This window comes from Streptomyces sp. HUAS MS02, assembly GCF_055702265.1.
Genome location: NZ_CM146747.1, coordinates 8,439,313 through 8,454,905, shown reverse-complemented (window position 1 = coordinate 8,454,905; position 15,593 = coordinate 8,439,313). Strand labels below are relative to the sequence as shown.

General features: G+C 72.0%; 16 protein-coding genes. 7 read left to right on the top strand and 9 right to left on the bottom strand.

The window, feature by feature from the left end; translation table 11 throughout:
• Positions 1–76: 76 nt before the first annotated feature.
• The gene (locus ACZ9QC_RS36580; protein WP_472917001.1) at positions 77–1,084 is read right to left on the bottom strand and encodes a substrate-binding domain-containing protein; all 1,008 of its coding nucleotides are present in this window, start codon (positions 1,082–1,084) and stop codon (positions 77–79) included.
• 413 nt (positions 1,085–1,497) lie between these two features.
• Here ACZ9QC_RS36580 and ACZ9QC_RS36575 point away from each other — a divergent pair, with 413 nt between their 5' ends.
• Positions 1,498–1,872, top strand: coding sequence for a DUF779 domain-containing protein (locus ACZ9QC_RS36575; protein ID WP_472917000.1), 375 nt, complete (start codon positions 1,498–1,500; stop codon positions 1,870–1,872).
• A gap of 57 nt (positions 1,873–1,929) precedes the next feature.
• Entirely contained in the window at positions 1,930–3,156 is a 1,227-nt protein-coding gene (locus ACZ9QC_RS36570; RefSeq protein WP_472916999.1) for a phosphodiester glycosidase family protein, read from the top strand.
• 3 nt (positions 3,157–3,159) lie between these two features.
• On the opposite strand, the gene ACZ9QC_RS36565 is transcribed toward ACZ9QC_RS36570, so the two are convergent.
• From ACZ9QC_RS36565 to ACZ9QC_RS36540, 6 genes are all read right to left on the bottom strand, one after another.
• Positions 3,160–3,354 (bottom strand): hypothetical protein, encoded by a 195-nt coding sequence (locus ACZ9QC_RS36565; RefSeq protein ID WP_472916998.1) that lies wholly within the window; start codon positions 3,352–3,354, stop codon positions 3,160–3,162.
• A gap of 137 nt (positions 3,355–3,491) precedes the next feature.
• Positions 3,492–4,361 (bottom strand): phosphatidylinositol-specific phospholipase C/glycerophosphodiester phosphodiesterase family protein, encoded by an 870-nt coding sequence (locus ACZ9QC_RS36560; protein ID WP_472916997.1) that lies wholly within the window; start codon positions 4,359–4,361, stop codon positions 3,492–3,494.
• Positions 4,362–4,553: 192 nt separating this feature from the next.
• Positions 4,554–5,648, bottom strand: coding sequence for an acyl-CoA dehydrogenase family protein (locus ACZ9QC_RS36555; protein ID WP_472916996.1), 1,095 nt, complete (start codon positions 5,646–5,648; stop codon positions 4,554–4,556).
• Positions 5,645–6,829, bottom strand: coding sequence for an acyl-CoA dehydrogenase family protein (locus ACZ9QC_RS36550; protein WP_472916995.1), 1,185 nt, complete (start codon positions 6,827–6,829; stop codon positions 5,645–5,647). Before ACZ9QC_RS36550 ends, ACZ9QC_RS36555 begins: the two co-directional genes overlap by 4 nt.
• Positions 6,826–7,803, bottom strand: coding sequence for an NADPH:quinone oxidoreductase family protein (locus tag ACZ9QC_RS36545; protein WP_472916994.1), 978 nt, complete (start codon positions 7,801–7,803; stop codon positions 6,826–6,828). Before ACZ9QC_RS36545 ends, ACZ9QC_RS36550 begins: the two co-directional genes overlap by 4 nt.
• A 115-nt stretch (positions 7,804–7,918) precedes the next feature.
• Positions 7,919–8,527, bottom strand: a complete 609-nt coding sequence (locus ACZ9QC_RS36540; protein WP_472916993.1) for a helix-turn-helix domain-containing protein — start codon at positions 8,525–8,527, stop codon at positions 7,919–7,921.
• A gap of 96 nt (positions 8,528–8,623) precedes the next feature.
• On the opposite strand from ACZ9QC_RS36540, the gene ACZ9QC_RS36535 reads away from it, so the two are divergent.
• The 5 genes from ACZ9QC_RS36535 to ACZ9QC_RS36515 all read left to right on the top strand — a co-directional run bounded on the left by ACZ9QC_RS36535 (position 8,624) and on the right by ACZ9QC_RS36515 (position 13,448).
• A complete protein-coding gene (locus tag ACZ9QC_RS36535) occupies positions 8,624–9,562 on the top strand; it encodes an NAD(P)/FAD-dependent oxidoreductase (RefSeq protein ID WP_472921912.1) in 939 nt (312 codons plus the stop codon).
• 172 nt (positions 9,563–9,734) lie between these two features.
• A complete protein-coding gene (locus tag ACZ9QC_RS36530; RefSeq protein WP_472916992.1) occupies positions 9,735–11,273 on the top strand; it encodes an ATP-dependent DNA ligase in 1,539 nt (512 codons plus the stop codon).
• A complete protein-coding gene (locus ACZ9QC_RS36525; protein ID WP_184896906.1) occupies positions 11,270–11,737 on the top strand; it encodes an NUDIX domain-containing protein in 468 nt (155 codons plus the stop codon). The genes ACZ9QC_RS36530 and ACZ9QC_RS36525 overlap by 4 nt, the downstream gene beginning before the upstream one ends.
• Positions 11,738–11,800: 63 nt before the next feature.
• On the top strand, positions 11,801–13,186 hold the full coding sequence (locus ACZ9QC_RS36520; RefSeq protein WP_472916991.1) for an NADP-dependent succinic semialdehyde dehydrogenase: 1,386 nt from the start codon (positions 11,801–11,803) through the stop codon (positions 13,184–13,186).
• 25 nt (positions 13,187–13,211) lie between these two features.
• Positions 13,212–13,448 carry a DUF6213 family protein gene (locus ACZ9QC_RS36515; RefSeq protein ID WP_037704958.1) on the top strand — a complete coding sequence of 79 codons (237 nt, stop codon included), beginning with the start codon at positions 13,212–13,214 and terminating at the stop codon, positions 13,446–13,448.
• An 87-nt stretch (positions 13,449–13,535) separates the two neighbouring features.
• Here the strand turns inward: ACZ9QC_RS36515 and ACZ9QC_RS36510 are convergent, their stop codons facing one another.
• Together ACZ9QC_RS36510 and ACZ9QC_RS36505 are read right to left on the bottom strand one after the other, a co-directional pair.
• Positions 13,536–14,198 (bottom strand): thiaminase II/PqqC family protein, encoded by a 663-nt coding sequence (locus tag ACZ9QC_RS36510; RefSeq protein ID WP_472916990.1) that lies wholly within the window; start codon positions 14,196–14,198, stop codon positions 13,536–13,538.
• 149 nt (positions 14,199–14,347) lie between these two features.
• On the bottom strand, positions 14,348–15,574 hold the full coding sequence (locus ACZ9QC_RS36505) for an acyl-CoA dehydrogenase family protein (protein WP_472916989.1): 1,227 nt from the start codon (positions 15,572–15,574) through the stop codon (positions 14,348–14,350).
• Positions 15,575–15,593: the final 19 nt, after the last annotated feature.

Below are 15,593 nucleotides of genomic sequence, written 5' to 3'. Positions count from 1 at the left end.
GCCGTTACACGACCGTTCCGGATGCTTGGTTTCGGGGCGTCGGTCATGTCCGAACGGAAGGTTCCGTTTGCCGGTGTCAACGGGTGCCGTTCGCCGCGAACTCGGCGATGCCGGCGATGTTCTTCTTGGTGACGAACGCCGGTCCGGTGAGGACGGGCTCGACTCCGCCGCCACTGACGTTGCCGTTGGTCCGGTGGAGCCAGAGGCCGTCGACGGCGAGATAGCCCTGGAGGTAGGGCTGCTGGTCCACCGCGAACTGGACGTCACCGTCCTTGACCGCCTCGACCAGGTCCTTGTTGAGGTCGAAGGTGGCGACCTGGGCCTTGCTGCCGGCGTCGTCCACGGAGTCCACGGCGGCGAGCGCGAACTGGGCGCCGAGGGTCACGACCTCGTCGATGGTGCGGTCCTGGCGAAGCCTCGCGGCGATGGAGTCGGTCACCGAGTCCATGTCGGTGCCGTCGACATAGAGGTTCTCGCTCTGCCCGGCGAAGGTCTTGCGCACACCGGCGCAGCGGGCTTCCATGGCGACGTTGCCACGCTCGTGGATGACGCACAGCGCGTGCTTGGCGGCGCGGGCGTCGAGTTCGTCGCCGAGGGCCCGGCCGGCGACACTCTCGTCCTGGCCGTAGAAGGCCAGCAGCCCATGGGCCTGCCAGGCGTCGATACCGGAGTTGAGGCCCACCACGGGTATCCCGGCGGCGCGGGCCTCGGCGACCGCGCCGCGCATCGCCGCCGGCTTGGCGAGGGTCACCGCGATGCCGTCGACCTTGTCGGCGATCGCGTCCCGCACCAGCTTCGCCTGGCCGGCGGGGTCGGGGTCGCTGACGAAGGTCAGCTCGACACCGTCCTTCGCCGCCGCGACCTCCGCGCCCTTGCGGACCAGGTCCCAGAAGGCGTCCCCCTCGGCGCTGTGCGTGATCAGCGCGATCTTCATCCCGCCCGAGGGTCCCGACGCGCCCGTGTCCGAATCCGCCTGTGAGCCGCCGAACACCGAGCAGCCGGCGACGGTCAGACAGACGGCCGCGGTGAGCGCCGTGGCACGGAACGCCGTGCGGATTCTGTGGGGCGCGGAGGGTGGGTTCATGGGGGCGCGGCACCTCGCTGTGCGACCGGGGTGGGACGTCTGGGGAGAGCTGAGTCGCCGCCATCACCGCGATGACGTGCGATGACTGGCCGACTTTCGCTGGGCGGAGCCAATCGCGTGTGACGCCCGGTAGTCAAGTGAACATCGAAATCGATGTATTGCTGTGACAGCCCCACCCTGACCTGCACACACGTGTCAACGGCCGCCGCGACCGCGACCCGAGTGGATTGCACCGTTCCATTCCCGGCCCGAGGGTCGATTCTCGGCCATTGTCGCCTCCGGTCGGAAGTTCCGTTCCTCCGACCGGAATTCACACCGATCGACGGCAGCCGGCGGCTCACGGGCCTCACGGGCCTCAATGAGCTGAGGGACACGCAACGTCCTCGCAACCTGGCGAGGCGTTCACTGCGCGCATGGATGTCGTCCCGCGCGTAGAACTGACCCCCGCGGCCGCCGAGCTCGTCCGGCGACTGCGGGTGGCCCACGGCCCGTTGATGTTCCACCAGTCGGGCGGCTGCTGCGACGGCAGCGCCCCCATGTGCTACCCCGACGGCGAGTTCCGTACGGGGAACTCGGACGTCCTCCTCGCGGAGCTGACCGTCGACGGGGTCGACGAGGCGGTGGGGTTCTGGATGTCCCGCGGCCAGTACGAGGTGTGGAGTCACACCCGGCTCATCGTGGACGTCGTGCCGGGGCGGGGCAGCGGGTTCTCCCTGGAGGCACCCGAAGGGGTGCGTTTTCTCATCCGTTCCCGCGTCGTCGAGGCAGAGCCCCCGCCCGGCCGGTAGTCGTCTGGTGCACTTCCCCTGAGTCCTGGGACATTTGACGAGACATCAGGGGGCACCGTGACACGTCGTGCTCGACGGTTCAGAACGGTACTGACGGTTCTCTCGGCGTGGAGCGTACTGGCCGGGGCGGCCCTCGTGGGGGCGGCACCGGCCAGTGGCGCGCCCAGGGCCGTCGCCGTGGCACCGGGCGTGGAGTACAGCCAGTTCGACATCCGGGCGGCCAAGGGCCTGACGCACGCCCATGTGCTGACGGTCGACCTGAGCAATCCCCGGGTGGGCGTCGGGCTGCTGTACCCGGGGAAGGTGGCCTCGCGCGCGACGGTGTCCCGACTCGCCACCGCGGCGGGCGCCGTGGCCGGGGTCAACGGCGACTTCTTCAACATCACCGAGACCCAGCACCCCGGTGTGGCGGCCACCGGGGCGCCGGTCGGCCCCGCGATCGCCGCCGGGCACGCGCTCAAGGCCGCCGTGCCGAAGGGGCAGCGCTTCGGTCCGGCCCTGCCGCCGGGCACCGGCACCACGGACGTGCTGGGCGTCACCGCCGACGGTACGGCCCGCCTCGACAGCATCGCCCTCGACGGTTCCGTCACCACCGCCGAGGGCGATCTCCCGCTGCGCGGCCTCAACCAGTACGCCCTGCCGGTCGGCTCCGTGGGCGCGTTCACTTCGGACTGGGGCAGCGTCTCCCGGATGCGCGCGGTCTGCGGCACCGACACCGACCGGGCCGCGCCGTGCAGCACCGACACGCACGAGGTGCTGGTGGAGGACGGCCGCGTGGTCGGTACGGCGGGCACCCCCGGCAGCGGGGCGATCGCCGTCGGCGCGACCGTCCTGGTCGGACGCGAGGCGGGCGCGCAGCAGCTGCGCAAGCTCGCGCCCGGTGACGCGGTGGACGTACGGCACCTCCTCGTCTCCTCGACGGGCACGCCGTACGCCTTCGCGCTCGGCGGTTACCCGGTCCTGCGGGGCGGCCTGCCGCTGCCCGGCCTCGACGCCACGACCTCGGCGGTCCGCACGGCCGCGGGCGTCGCCGACGGGGGCCGCCGCCTGCTGCTGCTCTCCCTGGACGGTGCGCCGGCCTACCGCACCGGGCTGACCATCGCGGAAGTCGCCGACACGATGCGGGGGTTGGGCGCGGTCGACGCGTTCAGCCTGGACGGCGGCGGTTCCTCCACGCTCGTGGCCCGCGCCCCGGGAACGACGACGGTCACCGTCCGCAACCACCCCAGCGACGGCGCCGAGCGGGCCGTCCCGAACGGCATCGGCGTGTTCACCAAGGCGTGAGCCTCACGGCTTCACGCCGCTCACGATGTCCGCCGTGGCCGTGAGGCCGTCGTGGATCGTCGGCGCCAGACTCGTGCTCGCCATGGAGAACCCCAGCAGCACGCAGACCGCGGCGTGCGAGAACTTCAGCGCGCCGTTGCGCATGAAGACCACCGTCAGGATCGCGAGCAACACCACCACCGAGATGGAAACGGCCATCGTCAACCTCCTCCGCCACGCCCATTTCGCGGCATTCGGCCGCAAGTGTGGCGCAGCGGAGGGTTCGCCCGTGCGGCGGAGCCGTCCGCCGAACGAGTGGTGTCGACCGCGTCGGCGTTTGTCGCGGCTCGTCGCGCCTACGCCGCCTGGCGGGCGTCCAGGAACGCTTCGAGGCCCGCGAGATCGTCCGTGTTGATGAGGTCGACGCCGGCCGCGAGCAGTTCGCCCCACAGCGCGTCCCTCGCCGGCCCCGCCACGTCGGGCGTCGCCCAGAACCTCACCCGCTGCCCGCGCCCGTGCGCCGTCGAGACGATCTGCCGGAGCCCTTCGCGCTCGGCTCCCGGGAACGGACCCACGCCCTGCCAGGTGAAGTTGAGCAGCCAGTTGTCGGAGATCAGCGGGATGAAGGAGGCGGGCGCGGGCGTCGTGGACACGAGGTCGGCGAGCCGCCCGTCGTAGAAGGCGCGCCGCACCGTCTGCGTCTCCATGGGCACCCGGGCGGCCCGGTCCCCGGAGATCACGGCCGTGACCGCGCCCTGACGGACCCGACCGTGGGCGTACGTGGTGAACAGGTGCCGGTGGCGCCGCAGACGGCGGTCGAGTTCGAGGTACGTGGACGAGCCCTCGGTCTTGATGTCGATGAGCAGGTGCAGCGGCCTGCGGTACCCCCGGTAGACCGAGCCCCGGTTGGCACGCACCCGTGCGGCGAGCGGCTCCAGGTAGAGGGCTTCGAGGGTGCGGGCGGGGTCGAGGTCGGCGGGATCGTGGGCGACGAGGAGCTGGTCGCCGACGAGGAAGATGTCGGCCTCGACGCTGCCGAAGCGATGGTCGAGGGCGTCGAGGAGGGGCCGCGGGTGCTCGTAGTCGTTGTGCGCGTGGGCCCGCCACAACGGGCGCGGCCGGTGCTTCTGTTCGCCGGCCGACGCGCTCGCGGCGGGCAGGGCGACGGCGCCGGTGAGGGCGGCGCCGAGGGTGGTGAGGGCTCTGCGGCGGGTGGTGAGGTCCATGCTCTGCCTCCCGGGTGGGCCGGTTGCGGACCCAGCGAGTATGCGAGCCGGAAGGGGCCGATGAGCAGGTCTGTGCGGGGAGTTGGCCGGACCGCCGTCATGCGTTCACCCGTGTTCACCGGGCCGCGGAGCATGCACGGAGAAGCCCGCCCCAGGTGGGACGGGCTTTCCGCGCTCTTCTTGCGTTGTACGTCAGGGGGCTTGGAGGTCGACCAGTTCGGCCAGGGCCGCCCGGTGGGCGCCCGCGGTGCCGTACGCGATCGAGTCGGCCTTCGCCCGCTTCAGGTACAGGTGGACCGGGTGTTCCCAGGTCATGCCGATCCCGCCGTGCAGTTGCAGCGCCTCCTCGGCCGCGTGGACGGCCACGGGTGCCGCAAAGGCCTGGGCGACGGCCACGGCGAGGTCGGCGTCGTCGCCCGCGGTGGCGAGCTGGTCGGCCGCGTTCCGGGCGGTGGCCCGCAGGTTGACGACCTCCAGCCACAGCTGCGCGAGGCGGTGCTTGAGCGCCTGGAAGCCGCCGACGGGCCGGTTGAACTGCTTGCGGTCCTTGAGGTAGCGGACCGTCTCGGTCAACGTCCATTCGGCGAGGCCGAGTTGCTCGGAGGCGAGGAGACCGGCCCCGGCCCGCAGGGCGCGGCGTACGGCGGGCTGGGCGTCCCCGAGGAGGCGGCCCGGCGCACCGTCGAGGGTCACCTCGGCCACCGGCCGGGTCAGGTCCAGCGACACCTGCGGGGTGACGGTCGCGGCGGTGGCGTCGACCGCGTAGAGGCCCCCGTCGTCGGCGGGCACCAGCAGCACGTCGGCGACGGCCGCGTCCGCGATGCCGGTCAGCCGCCCGTGCAGGGCGCCGCCTTCGTACCGTACGACCTGGTAGGCGCTGTCGGCGGAGACGTTCAGGGCGACCGCCAGGACGCCGATCCGCCGCCCCGACGCCAGTTCGCCGAGCAGGTCGCGGGCGTCGGCGGCCAGCAGCGCCTCGGTGGCGACGACGGCGCTGGTGAGGTACGGCACGGGGGCGACGGACCGCCCCAACTCCTCCAGGACGACGGCGGCTTCGCGGTGCGTGGCGCCCTGTCCGCCGAGGTCCTCGGGGACGAGCAGCCCGGCGAGGCCCATGCCGTCGGCGAGCAGTTTCCACAGTTCACGGTCGTGCGGGGCGTCCGACTCGACGCGGGCGATGACGCCGGCCGCGTCGCAGTGGTCGCTCAGCAGGTCACGGACGGCCGCCCGGAGTGCTTCTTCGTCCTCCGAGTACAGGAGGTCGGGCTGTGCGCTCGGTGTCGTCATCGGGACAGGTCCTTCCACGCGACGTCCTTGTCGGTGCGCGGTTCGCCGGGCAGGCCCAGGACGCGCTCGGCGACGATGTTCAGCAGGACCTCGGTGGTCCCGCCCTCGATGCTGTTGCCCTTGGAACGGAGGTAGCGGTAGCCGGCGTCCCGGCCGACGAAGTCGACCAGCTCGGGGCGGCGCATGGTCCAGTCGTCGTACAACAGGCCCTCCTCGCCCCGGAGTTCGACCTCGAGGCCGCTGATCTCCTGGTTGAGGCGGGCGAAGGCGAGCTTCATGCCGGCGCCCTCGGGGCCGGGCTGGCCCGCGACGAGCTGCTGGCGCAGCCGTTCGGCGGTGAGGCGGGCGGCCTCGGACTCGACCCAGAGCTTGAGCAGCCGCTGGTGGAGGTCGTGGGTGCGCAGTTCCGGGCGTTCGCGCCAGGTCCTGGCGACCGGGCCGATCATGCCGCCCTCGCGGGGCAGCCGCATGCCGCCGATGGCGACGCGCTCGTTGTTGAGGGTGGTCTGCGCGACCTTCCAGCCGTCGCCGATCTCGCCGAGGCGGCGCGCGTCCGGGATGCGGACGTCGGTGATGAACACCTCGTTGAACTCGGCCTCGCCGGTGACCTGCCGCAGGGGCCTGACCTCGATGCCGGGGTCGGTCATGTCGCAGATGAAGTAGGTGATGCCCCGGTGCTTGGGCACGTCCGGGTCGGTGCGGGCGATGAGGATGGCCCAGCGGGCGACGTGGGCGCTGGACGTCCACACCTTCTGCCCGTTGACCGCCCAGTCGCCGTCGCCCTCGCGGACGGCCCGGGTGCCGAGCGCGGCGAGGTCGGACCCGGCGCCGGGCTCGCTGAAGAGCTGGCACCAGACCTCCTCCCCCGTCCACAGCGGCCGCAGGTACCGCCGCTTCTGCTCCTGCGTGCCGTAGGCGAGGATCGTCGGCGCGGCCATGCCGAGGCCGATGCCGATACGGCGCGGATCGTTGTCGGGGGCGCCCTCCGCCTCCAGGTCGGCGTCCACCACGGCCTGGAGGGAGCGGGGTGCGCCGAGGCCGCCGAGGCCCTCGGGGTAGTGCACCCAGGCGAGTCCGGCGTCGAAGCGGGCACGCAGGAAGTCCAGGCGGTCGGTGGTGGCGGGCGGGTACGCGGCCAGCAACTCGGCGGTGCGGCGCCTGAGGTCACTCGCGTCGGTCATGCGGCGGCTCCGTTCTCCAGCGAGGGCACCACGACGACCCGGCCGGTGGTCACGCCGTCGGCGACGCGCTGCACGGCGGCCGCGGCCCCGTCGAGCGGTGCGCGCTCGCTCACCAGCGGCTTGACGACGCCCCGGGCCGCCAGCTCGGTGAGCTGCTCGTGGCAGTGCTGGACCAGCTTCGGGTTCTTGGTGTTGTACAGGCCCCAGTGCAGCCCGAGGATCGAGTAGTTCTTGACGAGGGCGTGGTTGAGACCGGGACTCGGGATCGTCCCGCTCGCGAAGCCGACGACCACGATGCGTCCCTCGAAGGCGACGACCTTGGTCGACTGGGTGTAGGCCTCGCCGCCCACGGGGTCGTAGATGACGTCCGCGCCCCGGCCTCCGGTGGCTTCCTTCACGGCGGAGACGACGTCCTCGCTGCGCCGGTCGATCACCACGTCGCAGCCCAGCTCGCGGGCCACCACGGCCTTGTCGGCGCCGCCCACGACACCGATGACCGTCGCGCCCGCCGCCTTGCCGAGTTGCACCGCCGCGCTGCCGACCCCTCCGGCGGCAGCGTGGACGAGGAGGGTCTCCCCCGCTTCGAGGCGGGCCCGGCGGTGGAGGCCGAACCAGCCCGTCTGGTAGCCGATGTGCAGGGCCGAGGCCTCGGCGTCGTCGAGCGAGTCGGGTGCGGGCAGCAGGGCGGCGGCGTCGGCGACCGCGTACTCGGCGAGGCCGCCGTACGGCAGCGCCGGATTGGCGAGGACCCGGCGTCCGTCCTCCGTCTCCCCGCAGATCTCCACGCCCGGCGTGAACGGCAGCGGCGGCCGGACCTGGTAGTGCCCCCGGCACATCAGTACGTCGGGGAAGTTGATGTTCGCGGCGCGCACCTTCAGCAGGATCTGGCCGTCACCGGGCGTGGGCCGCTCCACGTCGTGGAGCCGCATCACCTCGCTCGGCTCGCCGTTCTCGTGCACTTGCCATGCCTGCATGCGGTGCCTCCACGGACTTCTCCGGACTGCTTCGTCGGCCCCCGGGGCCGACTGCCGCATGCATACTAAGCGGTCGCTTGCCCTCCGGGGAACAGTCCGGGCGCAGTAGCGTGCGTCACGACCGTGCGGGCCTGGCCCGGACGTGCATGCGCTCCCCCTGCGGCCCGAACAGACTGAGGAACTCCACCGGCTCATCCCCCGCCGCGCCGAACCAATGCGGGACCCGGGTGTCGAACTCGGCGGCCTCCCCGGCGACCATCACCACATCGTGCTCACCGAGCACGACCCGCAGCTTGCCGGACATCACATACAGCCACTCGTAGCCCTCATGGGTGCGCGGTTCCGGTTCCTGTCGCCCCTGGGGCTCGACACGCACCTTGAAGGCCTGGAGGCCGCCCGGCTGCCGGGTGAGCGGCCAGTACGTCCGCCCGTGCCGCTGGATCGGCTTGGACCGCACCCGGGGATCCCCGACCGGCGGCTCCCCGATCAGCTCGTCCAGCGGCACCTGGTGGGCCCGCGCGATCGGCAGCAGCAACTCCAGGCTGGGCTTGCGCAGCCCCGACTCCAGCCGGGACAGCGTGCTCACCGAGATGCCGGTCGCCTCCGACAGTCCCGCGAGCGTCGCCTCCCGCTCCTTCCGGATCCGCCGCAGCCGCGGCCCGACTCCGGCGAGCACCTCGTCCGTGCCGCTCGCACCCTCGTTCGTGTCACTCGTACCGCTCATCCCTTCATTGCAGTTTCGGCAAAGACATTTGTCAATGCGGCAGCGCTCGCGCGACCGTCGGTCGTGGAGGTGGTCACCATGACCGAGCAGTACGACATGACCGAGCAGTACGAAGTGATCGTCATCGGCGGCGGTGCGGCGGGGCTCTCCGCCGCCCTGGTCCTGGGCCGGGCCCGGCGCCGCACCCTGGTCGTCGACGCGGGCGAGCCCCGCAACGCACCCGCCGCGCACATGCAGGGCTTCCTGTCGCGGGACGGGATGTCCCCGGCAAAGTTCCTGGCCGTCGGCCGGGAGGAGATCGCCCGCTACGGCGTGGCACTGGTCCGGGGCCGGGCGGCCGACGTGACGCGGGACGACGACGGCCGGACCTTCACCGTCGCCCTCGCGGACGGCCGGACCGTGCGCGCCCGGCGCCTGGTCGTCGCCACGGGGCTGAAGGACGAACTCCCGGCCGTCCCCGACGTCGCCGAACGCTTCGGCCGGGACGTGCTCCACTGCCCCTACTGCCACGGCTGGGAGGTCCGCGACCAGCCCTTCGGTGTCCTCGCGACGACCCCGCTGAGCGTCCACCAGGCCCTGATGGTCTCCCAGTGGTCCAAGGACGTGACCCTGTTCCTGCACACGGTCCCCGAATCCGACCTCTCCGACGACGACCTGCGCCGTCTCGCGGCAGCCGGGGTCTCCGTGGTCCCGGGGCAGGTCGAGACCCTGGTCGTCGAGGCCGACCGCCTGACCGCCGTCCGCCTCACGGACGGCACGACCCACCCCCGCGCGGTCCTCTTCACGGCGCCCCGCCCGATCCCCCGGACCAGCCTGCTGGAAAAACTGGGCGCCGACCTGACGGAGACCCCCTTCGGCGCCTACCCCGTGGTGGACCCGACCGGACAGACCACGGTCCCGGGAGTCTGGGCGGTGGGCAACGCCATGGGCTTCTCGGAACAGGTGATCAACGCGGCCTCCTCGGGCTACCGAGCGGGCGCGACGATCAACGGAGACCTGTTGATGCAGGACCTGGACGCGCCGACGCAGCTGTAGCGAAACGCGCCCGGCGGGATCGGCCCTCAGGCCCGACCAGGGGGCACAGGGCCGTCCAGGGGCGCGGGGAACCACGCGACCAGCCACAACGCACCCGCACCCGCACCCGCCGACACACCCCCAGCCCCCACCCCCATAGGCGCCCGGCACAACTCCGTAGGACCATGGCTCCATGCTCTTCGCCCGGCTCGCCCGCGTGTCGCAAGAGATCGCCGCCACCTCGGCCCGGTCCCGCAAGACCGCCCTGCTCGCCGAACTCTTCCGGGACGCCGACGCCGCGGACGTCCCGATCGTCATCCCCTACCTCGCGGGCCGACTGCCCCAGGGCAGACTCGGTATCGGCTGGAAGGTCCTGGACCAGCAGATCCTGCCGGCCACCACCCCCACCCTCACGGTCCGCGAGGTGGACGCCCGGCTGACGGTGATCGGCGCGGTCGCCGGCACCGGTGCCCAGGCCGAACGAAGGCGCCTGGTCGGCGAGTTGCTGGCGGCGGCCACGGAGGAGGAGCAGCGCTACCTGTTCGGTCTGCTCACCGGTGAGGTCCGCCAGGGCGCCCTGGACGCCCTGGCCGTGGAGGGGCTGGCCGGCGCCACCGGGGCGCCCGCCGCCGACGTACGCCGGGCGGTGATGCTGGCCGGCTCGCTCCAGACCGTGGCCCAGGCACTGCTGGCCAAGGGCGCGTCGGCCCTGGAGGGGTTCCGGCTGACCGTGGGGCGGCCCGTACAGCCGATGCTGGCGCACAGCGCGTCCTCCGTCGCGGAGGCCGTGGCGAAGCTGGGCGAGTGCGCGGTCGAGGAGAAGCTCGACGGCATCCGCGTCCAGGTCCACCGCGACGGCGACCAGGTACGCCTCTACACCCGCACGCTGGACGACATCACCGACCGGCTGCCCGAACTGACCGCTGCCGCACGGGAGTTGCGGGGCGAGCGGTTCATCCTCGACGGGGAGGTGATCGCGTTCGACGAGGACGGACGGCCGCGTTCCTTCCAGGAGACCGCCGGACGGGTCGGCTCCCGGCTGGACGTGGCGACGGTGGCCGAGCAGGTACCCGTCTCACCGGTCTTCTTCGACGCACTCTCCGTCGACGGCCAGGATCTGCTGGACCTGCCCCTCACCGACCGCCACGCCGAGCTGGCCCGCCTCGTCCCCGAGCCGATGCGCGTCCGGCGCACCCTGGTGAACGGCCCCGACGACCTCGCCGAGGCGGAGGGCTTCCTCGCCGCCACGCTGGAACGCGGTCACGAGGGCGTCGTGCTGAAGGCGTTCGACGCCCCCTACAGCGCGGGGCGGCGCGGTGCCTCCTGGTTGAAGGTCAAGCCCGTGCACACCCTCGATCTGGTGGTCCTGGCCGCCGAGTGGGGGCACGGCCGCCGCACGGGCAGGCTCTCCAACCTGCATCTCGGCGCCCGCACCACCGACGGCTCCTTCGCCATGCTCGGCAAGACCTTCAAGGGCATGACCGACGCGTTGCTGGCCTGGCAGACCGAACGGCTGACGGAGCTGGCCGTGGAGCGGCACGGCTGGGGCGTGACCGTACGCCCCGAACTCGTCGTCGAGATCGCCTACGACGGCCTGCAGCGCTCCACCCGCTACCCGGCCGGTGTCACCCTGCGTTTCGCCCGCGTGATCCGCTATCGCGAGGACAAGACCCCCGCCGAAGCCGATACGGTCGAGACCCTGCTCGCCGCACATCCCGAGGTGACGCGTTGACCACCCCCAAGCGCAGTGCCGGCCTGCTGCTCCACCGCCGCACCGAGCATGGAGTCGAGGTACTGCTCGGCCACATGGGCGGCCCGTACTTCGCGCAGAAGGACGCGGGGGCGTGGAGCGTGCCCAAGGGCGAGTACGAACCGGACGAGCCCGCCTGGGACGCGGCCCGCCGGGAGTTCCAGGAGGAGCTGGGGCTGGCCCCGCCCGACGGGGAGGCCGTACCACTGGGCGAGGTGCGGCAGAAGAACGGCAAGATCGTGACGGCCTGGGCGATCGAGGCGGACCTCGACCCGGCCACCGTCGTACCGGGCACCTTCCGCATGGAGTGGCCGCCGAGGTCCGGCCGGCTCCAGGAGTTCCCGGAGCTGGACCGCGTGGAGTGGCTCACCGTCGAACGGGCCCGGGCCGTGATCGTCCCGGCACAGGCGGAGTTTCTCGACCGTCTTCTGGAGCACTCGGACTGAGTCGCGTTGCGGCGTGCGCCGTCGCGCGGGAAGGTCGAAGGACAGTCCACGCAGGAGGCCAGCATGCCCATCGCCACGGTCAACCCGGCGAACGGCGAGACTCTCAAGACGTACGACGCCCTGGGCGAGGAGGAGATCGAGCACCGCCTCGCCACCGCCGACGCCACCTTCCGCACCTACCGGACCACCTCCTTCGCGGAGCGCGCCCGGCTGCTTCGCCGGGCCGCCGACCTCCTGGACGAGGACGCCGAGGACGTCGCGCGGACGATGACCACGGAGATGGGCAAGCCCGTCAAGCAGGCCCGCGCCGAGGCCGCGAAGTGCGCGAAGGCGATGCGCTGGTACGCCGAGCACGCCGAGGTGCTGCTCACCGACGTGGAGCCGTCCTCCGCTGACGTGAAGGACTCGGGCGCCTCCCGGGTCCTGGTCCGCTACCGCCCGCTCGGCCCGGTGCTCGCCGTGATGCCGTGGAACTTCCCGCTCTGGCAGGTGATCCGGTTCGCCGCGCCCGCCCTGATGGCCGGCAACGTGGGCCTGCTGAAGCACGCCTCCAACGTCCCGCAGACCGCGCTCTACCTGGAGGACCTCTTCCGCCGGGCGGGCTTCCCCGAGGGCTGCTTCCAGACCCTGCTCATCGGCTCCGGCGCCGTCGAGGACATCCTGCGCGACCCTCGTGTGAAGGCCGCGACCCTCACCGGCAGCGAGCCGGCCGGCCGGGCGGTCGCCTCCGTCGCCGGGGACGAGGTCAAGAAGACGGTCCTGGAACTGGGCGGCAGCGACCCGTACGTGGTGATGCCGTCCGCCGACGTCGAGGAGGCGGCCCGGATCGCGGTGACGGCCCGGGTGCAGAACACCGGTCAGTCGTGCATCGCCGCCAAGCGGTTCATCGTGCACGCCGACGTCTACGACGCCTTCGCCGAGCGGTTCGTCGAGGCCATGAAGGCGTTGAAGGTCGGCGACCCGCTGGACGAGGACACCGATGTCGGCCCGCTCTCCAGCGAGCGGGGACGTGAGGACCTGGAGGAACTGGTCGACGAGGCCGTGGAGAGCGGGGCCACCGTGCTGTGCGGCGCCGAACGACCCGACGGGCCGGGCTGGTTCTACCCGCCGACCGTCCTCGCCGACATCACCCCCGAGATGCGCGTCCACCAGGAGGAGACCTTCGGTCCCGTCGCCACGCTGTACCGGGTGGCCGACCTCGACGAAGCGATCGCGATCGCCAACGACACGCCCTTCGGGCTGAGCTCCAACGTGTGGACCCGGGACAGCGCCGAGGTGGACCGCTTCGTCCGGGACCTGGACGCCGGGGCGGTCTACGTCAACGGGATGACCGCCTCCCACCCGGCGTTCCCGTTCGGCGGGGTCAAGCGGTCGGGATACGGGCGTGAGCTGTCCGGACACGGAATCCGGGAGTTCTGCAACATCACCACCGTATGGCACGGGGCGTGAGCGTTCCGCGGCTACCATCCCCGTTGTGAACCGCGAAGTGACTCTCCCTCTGATCGTCGACGACCGCGGGACCCTGCAGGTGTCTGCGGCCGATGTGAGCAAGCTGCTGCGGACGGTGGGCGGGCGCTGGCTGCACCTGGTGGAGGCGGGTGAGGAGCTCGACGAGGACACGGTGGCGGCTCTGACGATCGAGCTGGCGAAGCTCGCGGACCGGATCGACGTGGCGTGCATCGCGCACAGCAGCGGGGCCGCCTCCGGCTAGGGCCGCTTCGCCCACGCGCCGTAGCCCTCGCGACCGTACGCGCCTGCGGGTACGTCGTGGCTTGTCGCGCAGTTCCCCGCGCCCCTTTCAGGGGCGCGCCAGTGTGGTCCAGAACATCGATTCGTAGCTCTGCAGGAGGCGGCCGTATCGGCAGGCCGCCTCTTCGTCGATCCGCCCTGTGTCGGTCCCCGTCCGTACCGCCGCCCTCGCCCGGTCCTCCAGTTCCGGGGACGGCTCGGCGAAGAAGTCGAAGAAGCCGCAGGCCTCGTCGGTGAAGGCGTAGTGGTCGCGGAGGGACTTCGCGATCGTCGCGCAATAGCCGCCCCAGGACGAGAAGTTGGCGCTGAGCGCGAGCACTACGTCGGCCGGGGCGGCACCGAGGGCGAGCCGGGCGACGTACGACGGGTAGGCCTGACAGCCCGGCAGCGGCTCGTACGCCGCCGCCCTCTCTTCTTCCACCCCGCCCGCCTGAGCGAGCGCCCCGAGCCGCTCCGCCGCCACCGCCTCCCCCTCCGCGAGCATCTCGAAGAAGGGAGCGCAAGCCGGCTCCTCGACCGCCGACCGCTCGGCCAGGTGGCGGAAGGAGAGCAGATCCGCGGCGATCACCAGCCGCTGCTCCATGGCGAGCACGGCGAGCGTGTCGAGATCGGCGGCCCCGGAGGCGATCAGGGGCAGCAGCGGATTGGCATCGGGTCCCGGGGCGAGCCGCGCGGTCATTGCTTCCAGCACTTCACCGGCCGTACGCGTCATCGAGCACTCCTGTCGGGTGTCACGTGTCGTCACCGCTGATGAACAGCCCGCGCCCCTCAGGGGCGCGGGGCCGTGTCGGTATGCGGCTGCGCCGCGTGGGCGCGAGCAACCGCGAACCACCCGCAGCCGACCGACGGAGTCGCCCGGCGCTACCGGATCGGCATCCCCGACAGGGTCCGGGCGATCACCAGTCGCTGCACCTCACTCGTACCCTCGAAGATGGTGTAGATAGCCGCGTCCCGGTGCATCCGCTCGACCGGGTACTCCCGTGTGTACCCGTTGCCGCCGAGGATCTGGATCGCCTGCGCGGTCACCTTCTTCGCCGTCTCGCTCGCGAACAGCTTCGACTGGGACCCCTCGGCGGCCGTGAACTGCTTGCCGTTGATCGCCATCCAGGACGCCCGCCACACCAGCAGCCGCGCCGCGTCGACGGAGGTCCGCATGTCCGCGAGCTGGAAGGCGACGCCCTGGTTGTCGATAATGGGCCGGCCGAACTGCTCACGGGTCTTGGCGTAGTCGAGGGCGACCTCGTACGCGGCACGGGCGGTGCCCACGGCCATGGCGCCCACGGCCGGGCGGGAGGCCTCGAACGTGGCCATCGCCGCGTTCTTCACCCGCTCGCCCCCGGCCTTGGCCCGCTCACGGGCCCGCGCCAGCCGCTCGTCGAGCTTCTCCTTGCCGCCGAGGAGGCAGGAGCCGGGGACGCGGACGTCCTCCAGGACGACCTCGGCGGTGTGGGAGGCGCGGATGCCGTGCTTCTTGAACTTCTGCCCCTGGGACAGCCCGGGCGTGTTCGGCGGGACGATGAACGACGCGTGGCCCTTGGAGCCGAGCTCGGGGTCGACGACGGCGACCACGACGTGGACGTTGGCGATACCGCCGTTGGTCGCCCAGGTCTTGGTGCCGTTGAGGACCCACTCGTCCTTGGCCTCGTCGTACACCGCGCGGGTGCGCATGGAGGCGACGTCGGAACCGGCGTCCGGCTCGGAGGAGCAGAACGCGGCGACCTTGACATCGTTGGCGTCACCGTACATCTGAGGGATCCAGGTGCCGATCTGCTCCTCGGTGCCGTTGGCGAGGACGCCCACGGCGGCGAGGCCGGTGCCGACGATGGACAGGGCGATGCCCGCGTCGCCCCAGAACAGCTCCTCCATGGCCATGGGGATGCCCAGGCCGGTCGGATCGAAGTACTGCTGGGCGTAGAAGTCGAGGGAGTAGATGCCGACCTTGGCGGCCTCCTGGATCACCGGCCAGGGGGTCTCCTCGCGCTCGTCCCACTCGGCGGCCGCGGGGCGGATCACATCGGCGGCGAATCCGTGGAGCCAGTCGCGGACCTCTCGCTGTTCGTCGTTGAGTTCCATGGTGAACTCGGCCATGACGCGCCTCCAGCACTGC

Coding starts and splice junctions, on each gene's coding strand:
- ACZ9QC_RS36580 (WP_472917001.1), bottom strand. CDS start 1,084: ATGAACCCACCCTCCGCGCCCCACAGAATCCGCACGGCGTTCCGTGCC.
- ACZ9QC_RS36575 (WP_472917000.1), top strand. CDS start 1,498: ATGGATGTCGTCCCGCGCGTAGAACTGACCCCCGCGGCCGCCGAGCTC.
- ACZ9QC_RS36565 (WP_472916998.1), bottom strand. CDS start 3,354: ATGGCCGTTTCCATCTCGGTGGTGGTGTTGCTCGCGATCCTGACGGTG.
- ACZ9QC_RS36560 (WP_472916997.1), bottom strand. CDS start 4,361: ATGGACCTCACCACCCGCCGCAGAGCCCTCACCACCCTCGGCGCCGCC.
- ACZ9QC_RS36555 (WP_472916996.1), bottom strand. CDS start 5,648: ATGACGACACCGAGCGCACAGCCCGACCTCCTGTACTCGGAGGACGAA.
- ACZ9QC_RS36550 (WP_472916995.1), bottom strand. CDS start 6,829: ATGACCGACGCGAGTGACCTCAGGCGCCGCACCGCCGAGTTGCTGGCC.
- ACZ9QC_RS36545 (WP_472916994.1), bottom strand. CDS start 7,803: ATGCAGGCATGGCAAGTGCACGAGAACGGCGAGCCGAGCGAGGTGATG.
- ACZ9QC_RS36540 (WP_472916993.1), bottom strand. CDS start 8,527: ATGAGCGGTACGAGTGACACGAACGAGGGTGCGAGCGGCACGGACGAG.
- ACZ9QC_RS36535 (WP_472921912.1), top strand. CDS start 8,624: ATGACCGAGCAGTACGAAGTGATCGTCATCGGCGGCGGTGCGGCGGGG.
- ACZ9QC_RS36530 (WP_472916992.1), top strand. CDS start 9,735: ATGCTCTTCGCCCGGCTCGCCCGCGTGTCGCAAGAGATCGCCGCCACC.
- ACZ9QC_RS36520 (WP_472916991.1), top strand. CDS start 11,801: ATGCCCATCGCCACGGTCAACCCGGCGAACGGCGAGACTCTCAAGACG.
- ACZ9QC_RS36510 (WP_472916990.1), bottom strand. CDS start 14,198: ATGACGCGTACGGCCGGTGAAGTGCTGGAAGCAATGACCGCGCGGCTC.
- ACZ9QC_RS36505 (WP_472916989.1), bottom strand. CDS start 15,574: ATGGCCGAGTTCACCATGGAACTCAACGACGAACAGCGAGAGGTCCGC.